This window comes from Streptomyces sp. DSM 116793, from assembly GCF_057320905.1.
In genome coordinates this window covers 4,517,428-4,539,054 of the sequence record NZ_CM170494.1, presented here as the reverse complement: position 1 = coordinate 4,539,054, position 21,627 = coordinate 4,517,428, and the positions used below count along the sequence as shown (strand labels likewise).

At 70.8% G+C, this 21,627-nt stretch carries 15 protein-coding genes, 1 tRNA gene and 2 pseudogenes; 7 read left to right on the top strand and 11 right to left on the bottom strand.

Annotation, left to right across the window (positions count from 1 at the left end):
* Window positions 1-312 precede the first annotated feature (312 nt).
* Window positions 313-441 carry a DLW-39 family protein gene (locus ACSMXW_RS17575; protein ID WP_003999697.1) on the bottom strand — a complete coding sequence of 43 codons (129 nt, stop codon included), beginning with the start codon at window positions 439-441 and terminating at the stop codon, window positions 313-315.
* Between the two features lie 409 nt (window positions 442-850).
* On the opposite strand from ACSMXW_RS17575, the gene ACSMXW_RS17570 reads away from it, so the two are divergent.
* The gene (locus ACSMXW_RS17570) at window positions 851-2,251 is read left to right on the top strand and encodes a DUF6344 domain-containing protein (RefSeq protein ID WP_485807613.1); all 1,401 of its coding nucleotides are present in this window, start codon (window positions 851-853) and stop codon (window positions 2,249-2,251) included.
* A 156-nt stretch (window positions 2,252-2,407) separates the two neighbouring features.
* Here the strand turns inward: ACSMXW_RS17570 and ACSMXW_RS17565 are convergent.
* The 10 genes and pseudogenes from ACSMXW_RS17565 to dnaA all read right to left on the bottom strand — a co-directional run bounded on the left by ACSMXW_RS17565 (window position 2,408) and on the right by dnaA (window position 17,331).
* Window positions 2,408-2,481, bottom strand: a tRNA-Ile gene (locus tag ACSMXW_RS17565).
* A gap of 258 nt (window positions 2,482-2,739) precedes the next feature.
* Window positions 2,740-3,492, bottom strand: coding sequence for a DUF3566 domain-containing protein (locus tag ACSMXW_RS17560; RefSeq protein WP_485807611.1), 753 nt, complete (start codon window positions 3,490-3,492; stop codon window positions 2,740-2,742).
* A gap of 18 nt (window positions 3,493-3,510) precedes the next feature.
* A complete protein-coding gene (gene gyrA, locus ACSMXW_RS17555; protein ID WP_485807610.1) occupies window positions 3,511-6,249 on the bottom strand; it encodes a DNA gyrase subunit A in 2,739 nt (912 codons plus the stop codon).
* 85 nt (window positions 6,250-6,334) lie between these two features.
* Window positions 6,335-8,491, bottom strand: coding sequence for a DNA topoisomerase (ATP-hydrolyzing) subunit B (gene gyrB / locus ACSMXW_RS17550; protein ID WP_485807609.1), 2,157 nt, complete (start codon window positions 8,489-8,491; stop codon window positions 6,335-6,337).
* A 461-nt stretch (window positions 8,492-8,952) separates the two neighbouring features.
* Complete coding sequence (locus tag ACSMXW_RS17545) at window positions 8,953-9,525, bottom strand: DciA family protein (RefSeq protein ID WP_485808110.1); 573 nt, start codon at window positions 9,523-9,525, stop codon at window positions 8,953-8,955.
* Between the two features lie 428 nt (window positions 9,526-9,953).
* Window positions 9,954-10,142: pseudogene (locus ACSMXW_RS17540) on the bottom strand (DNA replication/repair protein RecF); the annotation flags it as partial.
* A gap of 177 nt (window positions 10,143-10,319) precedes the next feature.
* Window positions 10,320-11,252: pseudogene (recF, locus tag ACSMXW_RS17535) on the bottom strand (DNA replication/repair protein RecF); the annotation flags it as partial.
* A gap of 328 nt (window positions 11,253-11,580) precedes the next feature.
* Window positions 11,581-12,456: a phosphogluconate dehydrogenase (NAD(+)-dependent, decarboxylating) gene (gnd, locus tag ACSMXW_RS17530; protein ID WP_485807608.1), complete on the bottom strand. Its 876-nt coding sequence runs from the start codon at window positions 12,454-12,456 to the stop codon at window positions 11,581-11,583.
* Between the two features lie 212 nt (window positions 12,457-12,668).
* Window positions 12,669-13,799: a DNA polymerase III subunit beta gene (dnaN, locus tag ACSMXW_RS17525; protein WP_485807606.1), complete on the bottom strand. Its 1,131-nt coding sequence runs from the start codon at window positions 13,797-13,799 to the stop codon at window positions 12,669-12,671.
* Window positions 13,800-15,366: 1,567 nt separating this feature from the next.
* A complete protein-coding gene (gene dnaA / locus ACSMXW_RS17520; RefSeq protein ID WP_485807605.1) occupies window positions 15,367-17,331 on the bottom strand; it encodes a chromosomal replication initiator protein DnaA in 1,965 nt (654 codons plus the stop codon).
* 477 nt (window positions 17,332-17,808) lie between these two features.
* Here dnaA and rpmH point away from each other — a divergent pair, with 477 nt between their 5' ends.
* The 6 genes from rpmH (at window position 17,809) to rsmG (ending at window position 21,462) form a co-directional block, all read left to right on the top strand.
* Window positions 17,809-17,946 carry a 50S ribosomal protein L34 gene (gene rpmH, locus ACSMXW_RS17515; RefSeq protein WP_031511218.1) on the top strand — a complete coding sequence of 46 codons (138 nt, stop codon included), beginning with the start codon at window positions 17,809-17,811 and terminating at the stop codon, window positions 17,944-17,946.
* 26 nt (window positions 17,947-17,972) lie between these two features.
* Window positions 17,973-18,344, top strand: coding sequence for a ribonuclease P protein component (gene rnpA, locus ACSMXW_RS17510; RefSeq protein WP_485807603.1), 372 nt, complete (start codon window positions 17,973-17,975; stop codon window positions 18,342-18,344).
* Entirely contained in the window at window positions 18,341-18,700 is a 360-nt protein-coding gene (yidD, locus tag ACSMXW_RS17505) for a membrane protein insertion efficiency factor YidD (RefSeq protein ID WP_485807602.1), read from the top strand. The genes rnpA and yidD overlap by 4 nt, the downstream gene beginning before the upstream one ends.
* A gap of 3 nt (window positions 18,701-18,703) precedes the next feature.
* Complete coding sequence (yidC, locus tag ACSMXW_RS17500; protein WP_485807601.1) at window positions 18,704-20,116, top strand: membrane protein insertase YidC; 1,413 nt, start codon at window positions 18,704-18,706, stop codon at window positions 20,114-20,116.
* 14 nt (window positions 20,117-20,130) lie between these two features.
* Window positions 20,131-20,643: a Jag family protein gene (locus ACSMXW_RS17495; protein ID WP_485807599.1), complete on the top strand. Its 513-nt coding sequence runs from the start codon at window positions 20,131-20,133 to the stop codon at window positions 20,641-20,643.
* 102 nt (window positions 20,644-20,745) lie between these two features.
* Window positions 20,746-21,462, top strand: a complete 717-nt coding sequence (rsmG, locus tag ACSMXW_RS17490; RefSeq protein WP_485807598.1) for a 16S rRNA (guanine(527)-N(7))-methyltransferase RsmG — start codon at window positions 20,746-20,748, stop codon at window positions 21,460-21,462.
* The last annotated feature ends 165 nt before the right edge of the window (window positions 21,463-21,627 follow it).

Sequence of the window (21,627 nt, the reverse complement as noted above, 5' to 3'; positions counted from 1 at the left end):
CAGGTGTCCACTGTCCGCACCGGCGACTCAATCACCCGTAAGGTCCGGCTTGTGCGCGGGCCGATGCACCCCTGCCGCAGCTTCGCGCCGTGCTCCATAAGCACCATCGACCCGAAATAAACGTCGGTTATGCGCCACCACTGGGACGCCATGTCCAACTCGACGGACGATCATTTGCTGGCGTGAATTCAATGGCCACGAGTTTGCTTCTCCGTGCCGGCGTCACGTGATCGGGATCGCAGCCGGTTCACACAGCACAGGGCCCCGGCCGCATCCGCGGCCGGGGCCCTGGCGAAAAATCTCGGGGAGTACTCACGAACCCGTGGGCACGGAGTCGGTCGCCTCCGTCCACAGATCCTGCTCGGCGCGATCCGCCTGGATCTGGCGGTACACGAGGAGCCCGCCGATGGCGGCCAGTGCGACCAGGAGAAGCTTCTTCACCGCGCGACCTCGTCTTTCCTTGACGTAGGGGACTTCTGCCGCCCGACTATACACACCGACCGATACCGATCGGTGACCTGCATCCCGGGGCTCCGCTGCCCCGTGGAACCGCTCCCCACCTGCCTCACGGCGCCCGCCGGCACCCACCCGCCCACGCCTGCCGCACCCCTGGCACACCCGGGCGGATCCCGGGGCAAACCCGGGACCAGCCCCGGACGACCGCCGGGCCGACCGGTGCAGAAGCCCACCTGCGCCACACGGCCCATTTCTGATTTTTCCGCGGTACGCCGCTATTCAGGTGGTGTTCCCCTCGCAATCACCAGGAGCCGAGCGTCGGTCCCGCGCAGGACGACCCGTATACACATCATGAGGAAAGTACGCAAATCGCCTGACCCGAAAGTGAGGGGCCATGACCGGAAACAAGGCCGCGAAGCTGTGGTCCGTCATCCTGGCCGCTTTTGTCGCACTGCTCACCGCCCTTGGACTCGCCTCCACGGCACCGACCGCTGCCGCAGTACCCCAGAGTGGGGAGATGCGCAACAGCGCCCCCGACCAGACGGCTCCCCAGCCGGTGCCGGAGCAGTTCTCCGCGGTGTTCCTGCGCTCGCTGCCCCCCACGATCAAGCAGCGGATCATGGCCGAGGCGCACGGCTCCTCGCCGAGTTGCCGGCACGGCGCGGTCCTCCCGTCCGGGGACATCGCCTGGCCGTCCGCGGAGGCGTTCGACGACGACGCGTGCTCGCCCGCCCCCACGGCTCCCTCCGGCTCGTCCACCTCCGGCAACCCCGCCCCGGACAACAGCGCCCCCAACACGACGTCCCCCGACGCCGGCTCGCCCGCGGCCCCGGCCGACCCCGCCCAGGGCCAGGCCGACGCCGCGCAGCAACAGGCCGACCCGGCGCAGCAACAGGCGGACCCCGCGCAGCAACAGGCCGCACCCGACCAGCAGCAGACCGGCCCCTCGGAGGCCGCCGCCCCGGCGGAGACGGACACCGCACAGCCCGGCGAGGGCTCCCAGCCCACGGACGCGCAGCCCGCGCAGAGCGGCGGCACCCCGGAAGGCCGGCCCGCCGAGGCCGGCGCCCCCACCACGGCCGACGGCCCCGAGGCCGCCCAGCCCGACCGCCCCGCCGAGGACACCCAGGGCGCACAGCCCACCGAGGGCGCACAGCCCACCGAGGCCGAGGGCCGCCAGGACGCCCGCCCCACTGACGGCACCGACCAGGCACGGCCGGAAACCGACCAAGGACAGCCGAACGCCGACCAGGGACAGCCGGAGTCGGGCCAGGGACAGCCGGAGTCGGGCCAGGCAGAGCCCGCCGCCGACGAGGAACAGCCGGACACCGACCAGGGACAGCCCGGCCCCGGGCAGGCAGAGCCCGCATCCGACCAGGCACAGCCGGACACCGACCAGGAACACCCCCGCGCCGACCGGGACCGGCCCGCTCGCAACCAGACGCACCGGGACAGCAACCGGGAGCAGCCAGCCCGCGACCAGGGACAGCCGGACACCCACCGGGAGCAGCCCGCCTCCGACCAGGCCCAGCCCGACACCAACCAGGGACAGCCGGACACCCACCGGGAGCAGCCCGCCTCCGACCAGGCCCAGCCCGACACCAACCGGGAAAACCCCGCCTCCGACCAGGCCCAGCCCGACACCAACCGGGAAAACCCCGCCTCCGACCAGGCGCAGCCCGCCCCGGGCCAGGCACAGGCCGCCCCCAACCAGGGCCTCGGTCCCCAGCTCCGCCCCCAGGACAGGTCGCTCGCCCAGGCTCTTCTGGGGGCGCTCACCGGCCGCAGGATCTGAGCCCAGGCCCCCCACCTCCACCGGAGTACACAAAGGCCCGGTAACTCACCAGAGTTACCGGGCCTTCCGGTGTCCGGGGACAAGACGAAACGGAGTGATCGGAAAACACCAGAGGCGGGAGGGTCCGCTTTCCGCAGACCATCCCGCCTCTCGCAATGGGGCTAACAGGACTTGAACCTGTGGCCTCTTCCTTATCAGGGAAGCGCTCTAACCGTCTGAGCTATAGCCCCGCATCATGCGGCCCGGTGACCGGACCCACGCGCAATGCGCGCTGACCACTGAAGATTAGCGCACGACAGGGTCAGTCCCAAAATCGATATCCCCGGCCCGCGAACCACCAGGACACCACGGACGCCGACGAGTGGGGGACGCCCCCGAAGGGGCGCGGGCAACTGCGCGACAAGCCCCCACGGGCCCGGGGAACCACCCCTGCCCCAAGGGCTTGCCCGCCCCACCGGGGGCACCCCGGCCAGGGGAACCCCAGCCGACTACTCGTCCTCCGCCAGCGTCAGCTCGACCCCGCCCACGAACCCCGCGGAGAGGTTGTAGATGAACGCGCCGAGGGTGGCGAGGGCGGTGGCCAGGACGACGTCGATGACCGCGATGACCCCGGTGAAGACCAGGACGTGCGGCAGCGACAGGAACGACTGGAGGTCGAAGCCGCCTGAGTCGTTGGACCCGGTGGCCTCCGAGATGGTGCCGCCCACGGTGGAGAAGACACCCATCGCGTCCATCACCATCCACAGCACCGCGGCAGCGACGACCGTGCAGATGCCGAGGGCGATGGAGAGCAGGAAGCTGACCTTCATCACCGACCACGGATCGACCCGGGCCACCCGCAGGCGCGCCTTGCGGGTCCGCGGTGTGGTGCGGGCGCCGGTCCGCGGCCGGCGCACCGCGCCGGAGGGCGTCTGGTACGCCTGCGGCGGGTGGTACGGGCCCTGTGGCGGCGAGGGCTGGCGCTCACCGGGCAGGGGCGTCGCCGCCGCGGGGACCCCCGCGCCGCCGGACGTCCCCGCGCCGTACTCCTGCGGCGCGCCGTATCCCTCGTAGGCTCCCGATCCCTCGTAGGCTCCCGCCTGAGACGGTCCCGCCTGAGACCCGCGGGTGTCGGTCACAGTTCCCCCCTGGGGTCCGTGAGGCCGCTTCGCATGGCCTCCGTGGGGCTGCTGCGCATCGGCGGCGCCACGGACGCCGTCTGCTCCGGTTCCGCCTGCTCCGGGGCCCGTGGCTCCGCTCACGATGACTCTCTCCTCGCCTTACTCGGCCGGGGGCCGGGTGTCGTCGTCCGTGCCGTCGGCTTCCCGGTCCTCAGCCGGTGCGCCGCCGGCGCCGTCGGCCGCGTCCCCTGCGCTCTCCGCAGGCTCCGGGGCCCGGGCGGCGTCCGCCGCTTCCACGGCGTCCACCCCCTCCGCCGCTTCCGCGGCTTCCGCAGCTTCCTCTACTTCCTCGGCCTCGCGGCCCGCCTCGGCGTTGCGTGCGATGCCGACCACCGCGTCGCGCTTGCCCAGGTTGATCAGTTGGACGCCCATGGTGTCACGGCCCGTCTCCCTGATCTCGTTGACCCGCGTACGGATCACGCCGCCGCCGAGCGTGATGGCGAGGATCTCGTCGCTCTCCTCCACCACGAGCGCCCCGACGAGCGAGCCGCGATCCTCGACGATCTTGGCTGCCTTGATGCCGAGACCGCCGCGTCCCTGGACGCGGTACTCGTCCACGACGGTCCGCTTCGCGTACCCGCCGTCGGTTGCGGTGAACACGAACGTACCGGGCCGGACCACATTCATCGAGAGGAGCTCGTCGCCCTCGCGGAAACTCATGCCCTTGACGCCGGAGGTGGCGCGGCCCATCGGGCGCAGGGCCTCGTCGGTGGCCGTGAACCTGATGGACTGCGCCTTCTTGCTGATGAGCAGCAGGTCGTCCGCGGCGGAGACCAGCTCGGCGCCGATCAGCTCGTCGTCGGAACCGGCCTCCGTCTCCCGGAGGTTGATGGCGATCACACCGCCGGAGCGGGGCGAGTCGTAGTCCTTCAGGGGCGTCTTCTTGACTAGGCCCGCCTTGGTGGCGAGCACCAGGTAGGGCGCGGCCTCGTAGTCGCGGATGGCCAGGATCTCGGCGATCGCCTCGTCCGGCTGGAAGGCCAGCAGGTTCGCGACGTGCTGGCCGCGGGCGTCGCGGCCCGCGTCGGGCAGCTCGTAGGCCTTGGCGCGGTAGACGCGGCCCTTGTTGGTGAAGAACAGCAGCCAGTGGTGGGTGGTCGACACGAAGAAGTGGTCGACGATGTCGTCTTCCTTGAGCTTGGCGCCGCGCACGCCCTTGCCGCCGCGCTTCTGGGCGCGGTAGTCGTCGGTCTTGGTGCGCTTGACGTAGCCGCCGCGGGTGACCGTGACGACGATGTCCTCCTCGGCGATCAGGTCCTCGATGGACATGTCACCGTCGAAGGGCACCAGCTTGGTGCGGCGGTCCTCGCCGTACTTCTCGACGATCGCGGCCAGTTCCTCGCTGATGATGCCGCGCTGGCGGATCGGGGAGGCCAGGATCTCGTTGTACTCGGCGATCTTCGCCTGGAGTTCGTCGTGCTCCTGGACGATCTTCTGGCGCTCCAGGGCGGCCAGCCGGCGGAGCTGCATCTCCAGGATGGCGTTGGCCTGGATCTCGTCGATCTCCAGCAGCCCCATCAGGCCCTCACGGGCCGTCTCGACGGTGTCGCTGCCGCGGATCAGGGAGATGACCTCGTCGATGGCGTCCAGGGCCTTCAGCAGGCCGCGCAGGATGTGCGCACGCTCCTCGGCCTTGCGCAGCCTGAAGCGCGTACGGCGGACGACGACCTCGATCTGGTGCGTCACCCAGTGGCGGATGAACGCGTCCAGGGAGAGGGTGCGCGGGACGCCGTCGACCAGCGCCAGCATGTTGGCGCCGAAGTTGGTCTGCAGGTCGGTGTGCTTGTAGAGGTTGTTCAGGACGACCTTGGCGACCGCGTCCCTCTTGAGGACGATCACCAGGCGCTGGCCGGTGCGGGAGCTGGTCTCGTCGCGGACGTCGGCGATGCCGCCGATCTTGCCGTCCTTGACCCCGTCGGCGATCTTCTGCGCGAGGTTGTCGGGGTTGACCTGGTAGGGCAGCTCGGTGACGACCAGGCACTGGCGGCCCTGGATCTCCTCGACCTCCACCACGGCCCGCATGGTGATCGAGCCGCGTCCCGTGCGGTAGGCCTCCTCGATGCCCTTGCGGCCCACCACCAGGGCGCCAGTCGGGAAGTCGGGCCCCTTGATGCGCTCGATCAGGGCGTCGAGCAGCTCCTCGTGGGTGGCCTCGGGGTGCGTCAGGTACCACTGGGCGCCGTCGGCGACCTCGCGGAGGTTGTGCGGGGGGATGTTGGTGGCCATGCCGACCGCGATGCCCGCCGAGCCGTTGATCAGCAGGTTCGGGAAGCGGGCCGGCAGGACCGTGGGCTCCTGGGAGCGGCCGTCGTAGTTGTCCGTGAAGTCGACGGTGTCCTCGTCGATGTCGCGGACCATCTCCATGGACAGCGGGGCCATCTTGCACTCGGTGTAGCGCATGGCCGCGGCGGGGTCGTTGCCCGGGGAGCCGAAGTTGCCGTTGGAGTCCACCAGCGGCATCCGCATCGACCACGGCTGGGCGAGGCGGACGAGCGCGTCGTAGATCGAGGAGTCGCCGTGCGGGTGGTAGTTGCCCATCACGTCACCGACGACGCGGGCGCACTTGTAGAAGCCCTTCTCGGGGCGGTAGCCGCCGTCGTACATGGCGTACAGCACCCGGCGGTGCACGGGCTTCAGGCCGTCCCGTACGTCCGGCAGGGCCCGCGAGACGATGACGGACATCGCGTAGTCGAGGTACGAGCGCTGCATCTCCGTCTCGAGCCCGACGGGCTCGACGCGCATGGCCAGCTCCGCGGGGTCCTCGATGCCCACGAGGCCTTCGGGGACCTCGGGTCCCGTGGGGCCCTCGGGTGGGGTGGGGGTGTTCTCGTCGGCCATTGCCGTAACTCAATCCTTTCGGACTTCTCGCATCCGGGCTTCCCGCATCCGTCACCGACGCGCGCGTGCCGCATCGGGTGCCGGGTCAGATGTCGAGGAAGCGGACGTCCTTGGCGTTGCGCTGGATGAACTGGCGGCGGGCCTCGACGTCCTCGCCCATCAGCACGGAGAAGAGGTCGTCGGCCTGCGCGGCGTCGTCGAGCGTGACCTGGCCGAGGACGCGGTGCTCCTGGTCCATGGTGGTGATGCGCAGCTCCTCGGCGTTCATCTCGCCGAGGCCCTTGAAGCGCTGGACGGAGTCCTCCCTGATGCGCTTGCCGTGCTGGCGGCCGAGCTCGATCAGGGCGTCGCGCTCACGGTCCGAGTACGCGTACTCGAAGTCGTCCCGACCCCACTTGATCTTGTACAGCGGCGGCCGGGAGAGGAACACGTGCCCCGCCTCGACCAGCGGCCGCATGAAGCGGAAGAGGAACGTCAGCAGCAGGGTGTTGATGTGCTGGCCGTCGACGTCGGCGTCCGCCATCAGGATGATCTTGTGGTAGCGGAGCTTCTCGATGTCGAAGTCCTCGTGCACACCGGTGCCGAAGGCCGAGATCAGCGCCTGGATCTCCTGGTTCAGCAGGATCTTGTCGACGCGGGCCTTCTCCACGTTCAGGATCTTGCCGCGGATGGGCAGGATGGCCTGGTACTGCGGGTTTCGGCCGGACTTGGCCGAGCCGCCGGCGGAGTCGCCCTCGACGATGAAGATCTCGCACTTGGACGGGTCGTTCGACTGGCAGTCCGAGAGCTTGCCGGGCAGGGACGCCGTCTCCAGCAGGCCCTTGCGGCGGGTCAGGTCGCGCGCCTTGCGGGCGGCCACGCGCGCGGTGGCCGCCTGGATGCCCTTGCGGACGATGTCCGCGGCCTCGTTGGGGTTGCGGTCCAGCCAGTCGCTGAGGTGCTCGTGGACGACCTTCTGGACGAAGGTCTTCGCCTCGGTGTTGCCCAGCTTCGTCTTCGTCTGGCCCTCGAACTGCGGCTCGCCCAGCTTGACCGAGATGATCGCGGTCAGGCCCTCGCGGATGTCGTCGCCGGTGAGGTTGTCGTCCTTCTCGCGGAGCAGCTTCTTGTCGCGCGCGTAGCGGTTGATCAGGGCCGTCATCGCCGCCCTGAAGCCCTCCTCGTGCGTGCCGCCCTCGTGGGTGTGGATGGTGTTGGCGAACGAGTACACGCCCTCGCTGTAGCCGCTGTTCCACTGCATCGCGACCTCGACGGAGAGCATGCGCTCCCGGTCCTCGGACTCGATGTCGATGACGGTGTCGTGGATCACCTCTCCCTTGCGGGAGTTGAGGTACTTCACGAAGTCGACGATGCCGCCCTCGTAGTAGTACGTCACCGAGCGCGGCTCGGCCACGGTCTCGTCGACCGCCTCGCCGGCGTCCGCGCCGCTGGTCGCCTTCGCGGACTCGCGCTCGTCCGTGAGCTTGATCCGCAGGCCCTTGTTGAGGAACGCCATCTCCTGGAAACGCCGGGAGAGCGTCTCGAACGAGTAGTCCGTGGTCTCGAAGATGTCGGGGTCGGCCCAGAACGTGACCGTGGTGCCGGTCTCGTCCGTGGCCTCGTTCCGCTGCAGGGGGGCGGTGGGGACGCCGAGCTTGTAGTCCTGCGTCCAGCGGTAGCCGTCGCGCTTGACCTCGACGCTGACCTTGGTCGAAAGGGCGTTCACCACGGAGACGCCGACGCCGTGCAGACCGCCGGAGACGGCGTATCCGCCGCCGCCGAACTTGCCGCCCGCGTGCAGCACCGTCAGCACGACCTCGACGGCCGGCTTCTTCTCGGACGGCACGATGTCCACGGGGATGCCACGGCCGTTGTCCACGACGCGCACGCCGCCGTCGGGCAGGATCGTGACCTCGATGGTGTCGGCGTGGCCCGCGAGGGCCTCGTCCACCGAGTTGTCGACGACCTCGGTGACGAGGTGGTGCAGGCCGCGCTCGCCCGTCGAGCCGATGTACATGCCGGGCCGCTTGCGGACCGCGTCAAGACCTTCCAGAACCGTGATGGCGCTGGCGTCGTACGCGGCAGACTCCGCGGGCTCAGCGGACTCCGCCGACACTGTGGTCCCGGTCACGGCTTCCGAGGCCGCCGCGGCGGCCTCGGAAGCGCCCACGCGGGCCTCGGCGGACTCGCCTGCGGCGGTGGACGGGATGTTCTCGTTGGGGTTGCCGGAATCGGCCACGAAGCGCCCTTTCTGGCACAGCACAACCAGGGTCCCGGCAGGGGCCGGAGCGGCTGCGGCGTGGTGCGTTGGTAAGCCTTGTCAGCGTTGCGCAGCTAGGTGCAGCGTCTGTTGGTGATCTTCGGGGTGGGTCTGTGGTACTCGGGGTGGTCCCGCGTCATGCGTGGTCGTACAGCATTCTCCTCATGCGTGGTCGTACAGCATTCTCCGAATGCGTGGTCATACAGCATTCTCCGAATGCGGCGTGCCCGGCATGCTCCGAAGTGCTCCCCCCACGAATGGACGAGATTGGCTTCAGTCTACCGGTACCGCGGACGGTGATGGGGGTTTGCGGGTACCTGAGTCCGCATGTGCCGCCCTGAACCGGCCGCCGCCGACTCCCCATATGCGGCCCCCGCCCCTAAGAGGCTCACAGCGGCACTCAGCGCTTCGGGCCGTCAACCCCCAGCTACCGGGCCAACGCCTCACCCAGGGTGCCCGGTCGCTCACCCGTAGGTGTCGCGCGGGCCCACGCTGCCGGGGGCGCGCAGAGGTCCGAAACGGCGCCCAGGGGTGTGCGGTCCCAGCACCTTGATCCGCTTCACGGTGCCCTGGCCCAGGTCGGCGTTGAGACGGGCGAGGAGCTGCGGGGCCAGCAGCCGGACCTGGGTCGCCCAGGCCGTCGAGTCGCACTGGACGGTGAGCACCCGCTGGTCGGGGGCGTCGTCATAGGAGAGCGGTGTGCAGTGGTGCGCCAGGTCCTCGCCGACGATCTGCGGCCAGCGGCCCATGACACCGCCCACCGCGGCCGGGGTCTCCCAGGCCTGGTCGGCGATCAGCCGGCTGATGGCGGAGGACAGCGGGACGGGGTCCCGGCCGTCGGCGCGCGCGCCGGACCTGAGTCCGCCCCTGCGTGCCTGCCGTTTCTGCTGGACGAGGGCTCCACGCGCGCGTGCCTCTTCCTTAGCGGCCCGCAGGGCGACGCGCGCGAGGTCCACGCCGGAGGGCGCGGGGGCCGGCGCAGGGGTGGTGGGCGGGGCGGCCGGGGAGCGCTCGGCGGGGGCGGAGGGATCGGGCAGTGGCTCGGGCGCGGGCGCGTGGGCGGCGGGTTCGCTTCGGGACGGGGAACCGCCGTCGGCCTGGGGGCCGTTGGGAGGCGGGGACCCGGGGGACCCGCCACCGGTCCGGAAGCCGCTGACCGCTGGGGAGCCGCCGCCGACCCGGGAGCCGCCGCCGGTGTCACCGGGCCCGGAGCCGCCAGTCCTGGAGCCGCCAGGCCCAAAGCCGCCGCGGGTCGGCAAGCCGCCGCCGGTCGCGGGCCACCCGCCCGGCAGGGCGGGGCCCGGGGTGGCGCCGAGTGCGGGGGCGGCACCTGATCCGGGGGCGGCACCGGCGGTGCGGGCGGGTCCGGGAGCGCCGGAGGGTCCGGGAGCGGCGCCCCGGCCCGGCAGTCCTCCGCCGCCGGGCGTGCCCTCTCCGGACGGGCCTCCGTGCGGTGTGATGTCGCTCATACGCGCTCCACCCTCCCCTCGGTCACCGCGTACCGCCGGCCCGTGAGCACGGCCGGCACGTCCTCGTCCACCGCGGCGGTGACCAGTACCTGCTCGCCCGGCGCGACCAGCTCCGCCAGGCGCTCGCGGCGGCGGGCGTCCAGCTCCGCGAAGACGTCGTCCAGCACCAGAATCGGTTCGCCGGCCCGGCGGGGCGGGGGCGGGGGGGCCGGGTCCCGGCCCTCGGGGGATCCGGCGGGCGGGGTGTCCCGGCCGGGCGGGGTGGTCGGGGGCTCCTGGGGCGGCGGCACGGCCTGGCCCGGCTCGGGCTGCTGCGGTGGCGGCACCGGCTGCGCGGACCCGGGCTGGGGCGCCCAGGGGTCCTCGGTGCGCAGCAGGTCGTAGGAGGCCAGGCGGAGCGCCAGCGCACAGGACCAGGACTCGCCGTGGCTCGCGTACCCCTTCGCGGGCAGCCGCCCCAGCTTGAGCAGCAGGTCGTCGCGGTGCGGGCCCACCAGGGTCACGCCCCGCTCGATCTCCTGCTTGCGCCCGCCGGTGAGGGCGGCCATGAGCTGCTCGAACAGTGCCTCGCGGGTCTCTCCCTCGCCGGGTGCGGACGGCCTGTACTCCAGGGTGACCGGGCCGCCGCCGGGCGCGAGCTGCTCGTACGCCTTGTCCGCGAGCGGCTGCAACGCGGCGATCAGGGCGAGCCGCTGCGCCAGCAGCTCGGCGCCCGCGCGCGCGAGGTGCTGGTCCCAGACGTCCAGCGTGGACAGATCCATCGAGCGGCCGCCGTGCCGCCGGGCGAGCGCGGCCGACTTCAGCAGGGTGTTGCGCTGCTTGAGCACGCGCTCGTAGTCGGCGCGCACCCCCGCCATGCGCGGCGCGCGCGCCGTGATCAGCTCGTCGAGGAAGCGACGGCGCTCGCCGGGGTCGCCCTTCACCAGCGCGAGGTCCTCCGGGGCGAAGAGCACCGTCCTGACGATGCCCACCACGTCACGGGACCTGACCTGGGACGACCTGTTGATTCTGGCGCGGTTGGCCCGGCCCGGGTTGAGTTCGAGCTCGATCAGCTGCCGGCGCTCGCCCTGGCGCACCGCGGCACGGACCACGGCACGCTCCGCTCCCACGCGGACCAGCGGGGCGTCCGAGGCGACCCGGTGGCTGCCGAGCGTGGCCAGGTAGCCGACGGCCTCGACGAGGTTGGTCTTGCCCTGTCCGTTGGGGCCGACGAACGCCGTGACGCCCGGTTCGAGCGGCACGTCGACCGCCGTGTACGAGCGGAAGTCGGCGAGCGAGAGATGCGTGAGGTGCATGGTCGGCGCCGACCTCCCCCTGATGTCACTGAGAACTACGGGTACGCCTGAGTGCGCGATGCTAGTGGCCCGCGCCGGCCTGTGCGCGGCCCGTGCGCGGCGCGGGCGTCCGCACGGGCCGGGAGCGGGCCGTGAACGACCGGGAAGCGCCCTGGAGCCGTGCCGACCGTGCCGACCGTGCCGGCCGGGGCCGGCACGGGCCGGACCGGCCGGGGACGGCGGTGGGCCGGAGGCGGCCAGGACGGGCCTGTGCGGGCGCCCGCGCCGCCGCACAGCGGCTCGCCCGGCCGTGGACGGACCACGGCCGGCTCCGGCCGCTGCGCCCGGCTCAGGCCTTCTCGACCTCGTGGCCGCCGAACTGGTTGCGGAGCGCCGCGATCATCTTCATCTGCGGGGAGTCCTCCTGGCGGGAGGCGAAGCGGGCGAAGAGGGACGCGGTGATGGCGGGCAGCGGCACGGAGTTGTCGATGGCGGCCTCCACCGTCCACCGGCCCTCGCCGGAGTCCTGGGCATAGCCCCTCAGGCTCTCCAGGTGCTCGTCCTCGTCGAGCGCCTTGACCGCGAGGTCGAGCAGCCAGGAGCGGATCACGGTGCCGGACTGCCAGGACCGGAACACCTCGCGGACGTCGGTCACCGAGTGCACGGCCTCCAGCAGCTCCCAGCCTTCGGCGAAGGCCTGCATCATGGCGTACTCGATGCCGTTGTGGACCATCTTGGCGAAGTGGCCCGCGCCGACCTTGCCGGCGTGCACCGCGCCGAACTCACCCTCGGGCTTGAGCGCGTCGAAGATCGGCTGCACCTTGGCGACGTTCTCCGCGTCGCCGCCGTACATCAGGGCGTAGCCCTGCTCCAGGCCCCAGATGCCGCCGGAGACGCCGCAGTCGACGAAGCCGACGCGCTTGAGGCCGAGCTCGACGGCGTGCTTCTCGTCGTCCGTCCAGCGGGAGTTGCCGCCGTCCACGACGACGTCGCCGGGCTCCAGGAGGCCGGCCAGCTCGTCTATGGTCGCCTGGGTCGGGGCGCCGGCGGGCACCATCACCCACACCACCCTGGGGCCCTCGAGCCGGCTCACCAGCTCCTCCAGGCTGCCGACATCGGACAGATCAGGATTGCGGTCGTACCCGATGACGGTGTGGCCGGCGCGGCGAATGCGCTCACGCATGTTGCCGCCCATCTTGCCGAGGCCGACGAGACCGAGCTCCATCAGTGGTTCCTTAAGTAGCGACGTCGCGTGGGGTCCCCTGCTCGAACGGAGCCGAGAGTTCGGGGGAGGCACTGTGCGTACCCGCCCCGAGCCTACGCCCGGCGTCTCACGCACACCTGTGGGCACAGCCGCTCAGGCGTCACCCGCGCGCTCCGGGGGAGGGCCCCGGCGGCGGGCTCGCCCCGGCGGCGTGGGCGGGCTCCTGGCGGGGCTCAGCCCGACAGGCGCACCGGCATGATCAGGTACTTGTAGGCGTCGTCCGCCTCGGCGTCCAGCGCGGGCTTGCCGCCCAGCAGGGCCGGCTTGGTGGAGGTCGTGAAGGAGAGCTGGGCGACGGGCGAGTCGATGGCGCTGAGGCCGTCCAGCAGGAACGTCGGGTTGAAGGCGATGGAGATGTCGTCGCCCTCCAGCCGGGCGTCGACCCTTTCCACAGCCTGTGCGTCGTCGCTGGAACCGGCCTCCAGGGTGAGGACGCCCTGCTCGAAGCTGAGGCGGACCGGGGTGTTCCGCTCGGCCACCAGGGCGACGCGCTTGACGGCCTCCACGAAGGGGGCGGTCTCGATCACCGCGACGGAGTTGAACTCCGTGGGGAAGAGGGTGCGGTACTTCGGGAGGTCGCCTTCCAGCAGCCGGGTCGTGGTGCGCCGTCCCGCGCCCTCGAAACCGATCAGGCCCTCGCCGGCGCCGGAGCCGGACAGGGCGATGGTGACGCTGTCGCCGCTGGTGAGCGCCTTGGCGGTGTCCAGGAGCGTCTTGGCGGGTACCAGGGCGACCGCGGAGGCGTCGGCCGCCTCCGGCTTCCACAGGAACTCGCGGACCGCGAAGCGGTAGCGGTCGGTGGACGCCAGGGTGACCGTGTCGCCCTCGATCTCGATGCGGACGCCGGTGAGCACCGGGAGGGTGTCGTCGCGGCCGGCGGCGATGGCCACCTGCGCGGCGGCCGAGGCGAAGACCTCACCGGGGACGGTGCCGGTCGCGGACGGCATCTGCGGCAGCGCGGGGTACTCCTCCACAGGCAGGGTGTGGAGGGTGAAGCGGGAGGAGCCGCAGACGACGGTCGCCCGTACACCGTCTGTGGAAATCTCCACCGGGCGGTTGGGGAGAGCGCGGCTGATGTCGGCCAGCAGGCGGCCGGAGACGAGGACGGTGCCCTCCTCCTCCACCTCGGCCTCCACGGAGACCCGGGCCGAGACCTCGTAGTCGAAGCTGGAGAGGCTGAGTGCGCCGTCCTCGGCCTTCAGCAGCAGGCCGGCGAGGACAGGCGCCGGCGGACGGGCCGGGAGGCTGCGTGCCGCCCAGGCCACTGCCTCCGCGAGTACGTCGCGTTCCACCCGGATCTTCACCGTAAGCCGCCTCCTGCTGTGGCCGGCCGCCTTGCGCCGGCCGCTCTCTGCTGCTGCCGGCCCGTGCCGCGCCGGCTGTGCCGTCTGGTTGCCATCTGCCGTCTGACTCGGTGTCGGCTCGTCCCCTGCGGGGAAGGACACCGGGGAACAGTCTGACGCACACCACTGACACTAGGAGCCCGTCGGGGTCAAGTCATGCCGCCCCGCGCTGGAGCGCCGTGTCGCCGCGAGCCGCGAGTTGTGCACAGCCCCCACTTCGAAACCAATTCCCCGCTCTCTCCGTGTGGGGGTAGTAGTAGGGCCTGTGGAAACCGTGGATAACCCCGTTTTCGCAGCTCAGAGGGCAGATTTTGTCCACTGCGCCTGTGGGCGCCGCCCGTGGACAACCCGGGTCCGCTGTGGACGGGGAAAAGTTCTGCACACCCGATGCACAGGGTGGAGCCACTTCTCCCCAGCTGCGTCCCCAGGTTTACCCACGTTGCCCACAGGTCATGCCGGCGTACCGATGTGACGCCTTTCACTCGACCCGGTGAGATGGCGCGTCGTGTTGCCGAACAGTGGACAGCGATGTGGAGAACTGGGGAAAAGCTGGGGACAACGGCCCCCGGGCTGTGGGCGCGCGGTGGACAACGGCCGGGAGACCCCTGTGGACGGCGGCGTCGTCCACAGTCTGTGGAGAGCCGTTGTCCACGAATCCACAGCCGGTTGACCTGGCACGAAGGATCTTGAGCAGCCTCCCCTGTGGATGCCGTCTGGACAACTTCGCTCTCCCCAGGGTGTGGACGGGAAAAAGTCCCCGCATCTGTGGAGAACACCCGTGACCTGCCCAGAAATCGAACAGCCCCGCCGCGTGCGGGCGCGCGGGGCCGCGTCGCGCGGCGCGTCGGCACGCGGCGCGTCGGCACGCGAGCGGCGGGCATGACACCCCGCCCGCGACCGGCACGGGCGGCTCTGTCTCCGCTCGCGATCGGGCAGCAGCCCGGCTCGTAGGCGGTCGGGGGGATCGGGATGCGCCCCGCCTGAAGGCGCGTGGAGGCGAACGGTCCAGGCCCCGTCCGAAGAACGCGCCGGGTGACTGGGCCGCGGGGCGAACCCTGTACTGACGGGGCCGCCAGGGGAGGATCGGGGCGCAGCCCCGCACCGCAGGGGCGCGGGGATGGGGGTACCTCCCACGCTTCGACGCAGTGGGGGAGCGACAAGCCACGACGAGACGGTCGGAGAGCCACCGGCCCGCAGGGGCAGGTCACTGTCCCCGCGAGCCCACACGGCGACGGCCCGGGCAGGCCGGAGGCCGGGTCAGGGCGGTGGACGCCGGAGACCCGCGGGTCCCGGGGCCGACGGGGCCGATGGGGTCAGGTCGACGGGATCCGAGGTCGACGGGGTCCGAGGTCGACGGGGCCCGCGATCGACGGGGCCCGAGGCCGATGGGGCCCGAGGCCGATGGGGCCCGAGGGCGAGGAGGTCCAGGGGACGGACGGGCCCGGGGCTGGCGGAAGCGTCGCCGCGCGAAGGCGCGGCGCGAAGGCGCGGCGCGAAGGCGCGGCGCGAAGGCGCGGCGCGCCTCGCCTCAGCCGTTCTTGATGCGGTTGGTGAGCTCGGTCACCTGGTTGTAGATCGACCGCCGCTCAGCCATCAGCGCCCTGATCTTCCGGTCCGCATGCATCACCGTCGTGTGGTCCCGCCCCCCGAACTGCGCACCGATCTTGGGCAGCGACAGATCCGTGAGCTCCCGGCACAGATACATGGCGATCTGCCGCGCGGTCACCAGCACCCGGCTCCGTGAGGAGCCGCACAGGTCCTCGACCGTGAGCCCGAAGTAGTCCGCCGTGGCCGCCATGATCGCGGTCGCCGTGATCTCCGGGGAGGCGTCCTCGCCGCCCGGGATGAGGTCCTTGAGGACGATCTCCGTGAGGCCGAGGTCCACGGGCTGCCTGTTGAGCGAGGCGAACGCGGTGACGCGGATCAGCGCGCCCTCCAGCTCACGGATGTTCCGCGAGATCCGCGAGGCGATGAACTCCAGCACCTCCGGCGGTGCGTTCAGCTGCTCCTGGACGGCCTTCTTGCGGAGGATCGCGATCCGGGTCTCCAGCTCGGGCGGCTGGACGTCGGTGATCAGGCCCCACTCGAAGCGGTTCCGGAGCCGGTCCTCCAGGGTCACCAGCTGTTTGGGCGGCCGATCCGAGGACAGCACGATCTGTTTGTTCGCGTTGTGCAGCGTGTTGAACGTGTGGAAGAACTCCTCCTGCGTCGACTCCTTGTCCGCGAGGAACTGGATGTCGTCGACCAGCAGGATGTCCATCTCCCGGTAGCGCTTGCGGAAGCTGTCGCCCTTGCCGTCCCGGATGGAGTTGATGAACTCGTTGGTGAACTCCTCCGAGCTCACGTACCGCACCCGCGTGCCCGGGTAGAGGCTGCGGGCGTAGTGCCCGATGGCGTGCAGCAGGTGCGTCTTGCCGAGGCCGGACTCGCCGTAGATGAACAGCGGGTTGTACGCCTTGGCCGGGGCCTCGGCGACGGCCACCGCCGCCGCGTGCGCGAAACGGTTCGAGGCACCGATGACGAAGGTGTCGAAGAGGTACTTGGGGTTCAGCCGCGCCGTCGGCTCGCCGGGACCCGTGGCCGGCGCGGGCTGCGCGGCGAGCGGTCCGGGCGCGCCGCTGGGAGCGGGCAGCGACGAGCCCACCGGCCCGCCCCCGCGCACCCCGCCGTGCCCACCCGGGCCGCCGGGCAGCCCGGCGCCCGGCATGCCGGGCCCGCGCATTCCGGGGGACGCCGGCTCGGGCCGCTCCCCGCGGTCGCCGCGCGAGGCGTAGTCCGACCGTCCCTCGTAGCCGGGCCGCTGCGCCTCGTAGTCGGTGCGCTGCTGCTCGTACTCCGCGCGCTGCTGCTCGTACGGGGAGCGCTCCTGGTCGTAGGGGGAGCGCTCCTGCTCGTAGCCGCGGCGCTCGCCCTCGTAGCCGGGACGGCCCTGATCGTACGGGGAGTGCTCGGGGGACGCCGGGTGGTAGTCGTGGCCCGCCTGCTGGGCGGTGGTGGCGTACGGGTCGCGTTCGGGGAAGCCGAGCCGGGGCTGCTGCCAGCCGACGTCGTCCCCGGGCCGGGGCCAGCCGCCGGGTTCGCGGCGCTCGTACTCGTCCGGATACGCGGGGCGTGCGGTGGGGAGCTGGTCGCCGCGCGGCGGGAGGTCGGGTTCCTCGTAGCGCTGCGGCGGGACGGGGTTCGGGGCGGGCGGCGCCGGGGGCTCGCCCGCGGAGTCGTCGACGGTGATGGCGATCCGGATCGGGCGGCCGCACTCCCGGCTCAGGGTGTCGCTGACCACCGGCGCGAGCCTGCCCTCCAGTACGCCTTTCGCGAATTCGTTCGGTACGGCGAGCAGAGCGGTGTCCGCCACCAGCGCCAGGGGCTGGCAGCGCCTGATCCAGTGCTCGTCCTTCGCCTCGACGCTGTGTTCCCGGTGGCCCCGGCCCTCGCCGAGGAGCTGCTCCAGAACTCGTGGCCACACTGCGGCAAGATCGGCAGGTACGTCAGCCACAGGGCACGCTCTCTCACAGGTCCCACGGACGGGTGGTGTCCGGGACGGGTCGGAAGAAAATCTTGAGGGGCCCGGAAGGACTCGGACCGTGGGGCTTTCGACGGGTGGCGGAACAGAGACGACGGGTCATGGAAGGGACGAATCGGAGTCCAGCCACGGTAGTCAGGGCGCTCGTACGGTTCAAGTTGTTGTCCACAGGCTGTGCACAGTGTCTCAGTGTCTCCCGGTCACGGATGCGCGCGGTCTCCGGGTCACGGGTGCGGGAGCGCCACGGGCGCTGGTTTGACCCAATGGCCTAGGCCGCCGTACCGTTACGAGGTCGAGTTGTCGATGGCTGCTGCCGCCTGCCTTCGAAGGGCGAAGATCACGCAGAGTGGTCGGGAAGCGGTGCACTCGGGCGTAGGCGAGCTACTCGTGGGCGCACGGTGACAGCCAGCCGACGCTCGTCATCCACCGACACCTTTCTGGAGCCCCCGAGTGAGCAAGCGCACCTTCCAGCCGAACAACCGTCGCCGCGCGAAGACCCACGGCTTCCGGCTGCGTATGCGCACCCGTGCCGGCCGCGCGATCATCGCGTCCCGCCGCAGCAAGGGTCGCGCGCGTCTGTCGGCCTGAGCCCCTGTGCTGAGGCCGATGTCGCTGTGCTGCCTACCGAGCATCGGCTGAGGCGGCCCGAGGACTTCGCGACCGCGGTACGACGGGGACGCCGGGCCGGGCGCCCGCTCCTCGTCGTCCACCTCCGCAGCGATGCAACGGACCCGCACGCCCCCGGGGAAAGCGTTCCCCCGGCGCGTGCGGGTTTCGTCGTGAGCAAAGCCGTGGGTGGAGCGGTGACGCGAAACACAGTAAAACGAAGGCTCCGCCACCTTGTGCGGGACCGATTGGCTCTTCTGCCTGCCGGTAGCCTGGTAGTCGTGCGCGCGCTGCCCGGTGCGGGCGACGCCGACCACGCACAGTTGGCCCGAGACCTGGACGCCGCTCTTCAGCGATTGCTGGGAGGGGGTGCGCGATGAAGTACCCACTGCTTGCCTTGATCAAGTTGTACCAGTGGACGATAAGTCCACTGCTCGGGCCCGTGTGCAAGTACTACCCGTCGTGCTCCCACTACGGATACGAGGCCATCGACCGGCATGGTGCGGTCAAGGGCACGGCACTCACCGCCTGGCGCATCCTGCGGTGCAACCCTTGGTCGCTCGGCGGTGTGGACCACGTACCGCCGCGCAAGCGTCCACGATGGCACGAAATGCTGCGTGACGCATGGCGTACACGCAAGGGCGGGCCTTCCGCCACCGGCGAGCCTTCCGGGGACCACCCCGCCGAGACCCAGAGCCCGGTCGCCGAGACCCCGACCCATGCTCAAGGAGCCTGATTAGTGGACAGTATTGCCGGCCTGTTTAGCTTCATCACGACACCCGTCTCGTGGATCATCGTTCAGTTCCACACGCTGTTCGGTGCGATCTTCGGTCCCGATACGGGGCTGGCCTGGGGCCTGTCCATCGTGTCCCTGGTGGTTCTGATCCGGATCTGCCTGATCCCGCTCTTCGTGAAGCAGATCAAGGCGACCCGCGCCATGCAGACGCTGCAACCTGAGATGAAGAAGATCCAGGAGCGCTACAAGAGCGACAAGCAGCGTCAGTCCGAAGAGATGATGAAGCTGTACAAGGAGTCGGGCACCAACCCGCTCTCCTCGTGTCTTCCCATCCTGGCGCAGTCCCCGTTCTTCTTCGCCCTCTACCACGTACTGAGCGGTATCGCCTCCGGCAAGACCATCGGCGTGATCGACCAGCCGCTGCTGGAGAGCGCACAGAAGGCACACATCTTCGGCGCCCCGCTGGCCGCGAAGTTCCTGGACAGCTCGGACAAGGTCGGGGCGCTCGGCGCCTCGCTGACGGACGTCCGGGTCGTGACCGCGGTCATGATCGTCCTGATGTCGTTCTCGCAGTTCTACACGCAGCGCCAGCTGATGACGAAGAACGTCGACACCACGGTGAAGACGCCCTTCATGCAGCAGCAGAAGATGCTGATGTACGTCTTCCCGCTGATCTTCGCCGTCTTCGGCATCAACTTCCCGGTCGGTGTCCTCGTCTACTGGCTGACCACCAACGTGTGGACCATGGGCCAGCAGATGTATGTCATCCACAACAACCCGACCCCGGGTTCCAAGGCCCAGGCCTCCTATCTGGAGCGCCTGCACAAGCACGTCACGCACCACGGCAAGACCCGTAACCGCCGTGAGCGCGCCATCGTCAAGGCCATCGTCGCCAAGGGCCGGGACCGCAACGAGTTCGAGCGCAAGTTCATCAACGGCCTCAACAAGGCCGGCCTGGCGGCCCAGGCCGACGGCACGGTGGTGCCCAGCGAGAGCGTGAAGGCCGCGGCCGGCGTGGAGAGCGCCGTAGACGGCGGCGCCCCGGCCGGGGGCGGCGTTCCGCGGCGCCAGCAGCCCAAGCGGCAGTCCAAGGCGCAGCGGCAGTCGGGTGGCGCCCAGAGCCATGGCGGTGCCAAGCCGGGCGGGGGCGCCAAGGACGCCACGGGCGGCGCCAAGGAGGACACGGACGGCGCCAAGGAGGACACGGACGGTGGTAAGTCCGAGGGCCAGCGGTCCGGCAAGCCCTCGCTGCAGAAGTCGGAGAACGCCCCGAAGGACGCCAAGCGGGAAGAGTCGGGGGATGCCAATGCGCCTGCCAAGCCGGCCCGCAGCCGGGCGTCGTCCGGTAACGCACGCCAAGCCAAGTCCGGACAGCGCAAGGGCCAGCAGCGGCCCAAGCACCCGTCCAAGAAGTAAAAAGGAGTCCATCCGTGACGGAAGGCACCACCACGGCCGCTGCCGAGGCGAGTGACAGCCTGACCCGCCTGGAGCAGGAGGGCGAGATCGCCGCCGACTACCTTGAGGGGCTGCTGGACATCGCCGACCTCGACGGCGACATCGACATGGACGTCGAGGCCGACCGGGCGTCCGTGTCGATCATCAGCGACAGCGGCAGCCGTGATCTGCAGAAGCTGGTCGGGCGGGACGGCGAGGTCCTGGAGGCTCTCCAGGAGCTCACCCGTCTCGCCGTGCACCGGGAGACCGGGGACCGCAGCCGGCTGATGCTGGACATCGCCGGGTACCGCGCCAAGAAGCGCGCGGACCTCTCCGAGCTGGGCGCGAAGGTCGCCGCCGATGTGAAGAGCTCCGGGGAGCCGGTACGGCTCGACCCGATGACCCCCTTTGAGCGCAAGGTGGTCCATGACGCGGTGAAGGCCGCCGGCCTGCGCAGCGAATCCGAGGGCGAGGAGCCGGAGCGCTTCGTCGTGGTGCTCCCCGCCTGATCATCGAACGTCCCCGGCCCCGTCTGTTCGCAGGCGGGGCCGATCTTTGTCAGCCTGATAGTCACCAGCCGTGCGCCAGCGCGGTACGGAAGGACGGTCCTCGTGACGGAGGCAGCGGAGCTTCCCCCGGCGCCCGAAGCGGCGCGGGCGATCTTCGGCGAGCGTTTCCCGGATGCGGTCCGGTACGGAGAACTGCTTGCCGATACGGGAGTACGGCGCGGCCTGATCGGGCCACGTGAGGTGCCCCGGCTCTGGGAGCGCCATCTGCTCAACTGTGCGGTGCTCTCCGAGGTCGTACCGGATGGCGTCACCGTCTGCGATGTGGGCTCGGGGGCCGGGCTTCCCGGCATCCCTCTGGCGCTGGTCCGCCCCGACCTGAAGATCACGCTCCTGGAGCCACTTCTGCGCCGCACCAACTTCCTCTCTGAGGTGGTCGAGCTGCTGGGGCTTGATCATGTGAGTGTGGTGCGGGGCCGCGCGGAGGAGGTCCTGGGCAGCCTTACCCCCGTGCATGTGGTCACGGCCCGTGCTGTGGCTCCCCTCGACCGGCTGGCGGGCTGGGGGGTGCCGCTGCTACGACCCTATGGGGAGATGCTGGCACTCAAGGGCGATACGGCCGAGGAAGAGGTGAAGGGAGCCCGCGCGGCCCTCGGAAAGCTGGGTGCCGTCGAGACCTCAGTTCTCCATGTAGGTGAAGGTCTGGTAGACCCTCCGGCGACTGTCGTCCGGGTCGAGGTCGGAGAGAGCCCTGGCGGGGTGCGGTTCGCGGCCAAGCGGGCCAAGGCGGCTCGGACGGGGCGTTCTCGGCGCCGACGGTGATCGTGTAACCGGCTCCGCCCTGGTCGGAGCCGTGATCACGGAATGATTACGTGGCTGGTCGTCCCCCGCGAGGCCGAAACCGCGGACGACGGTCATCCGTCTTGGCGATAGGCCGTACTCCACACAAGCTGCCGAAAGTACGCATCTCGGAGTGTCGCGCGGGTG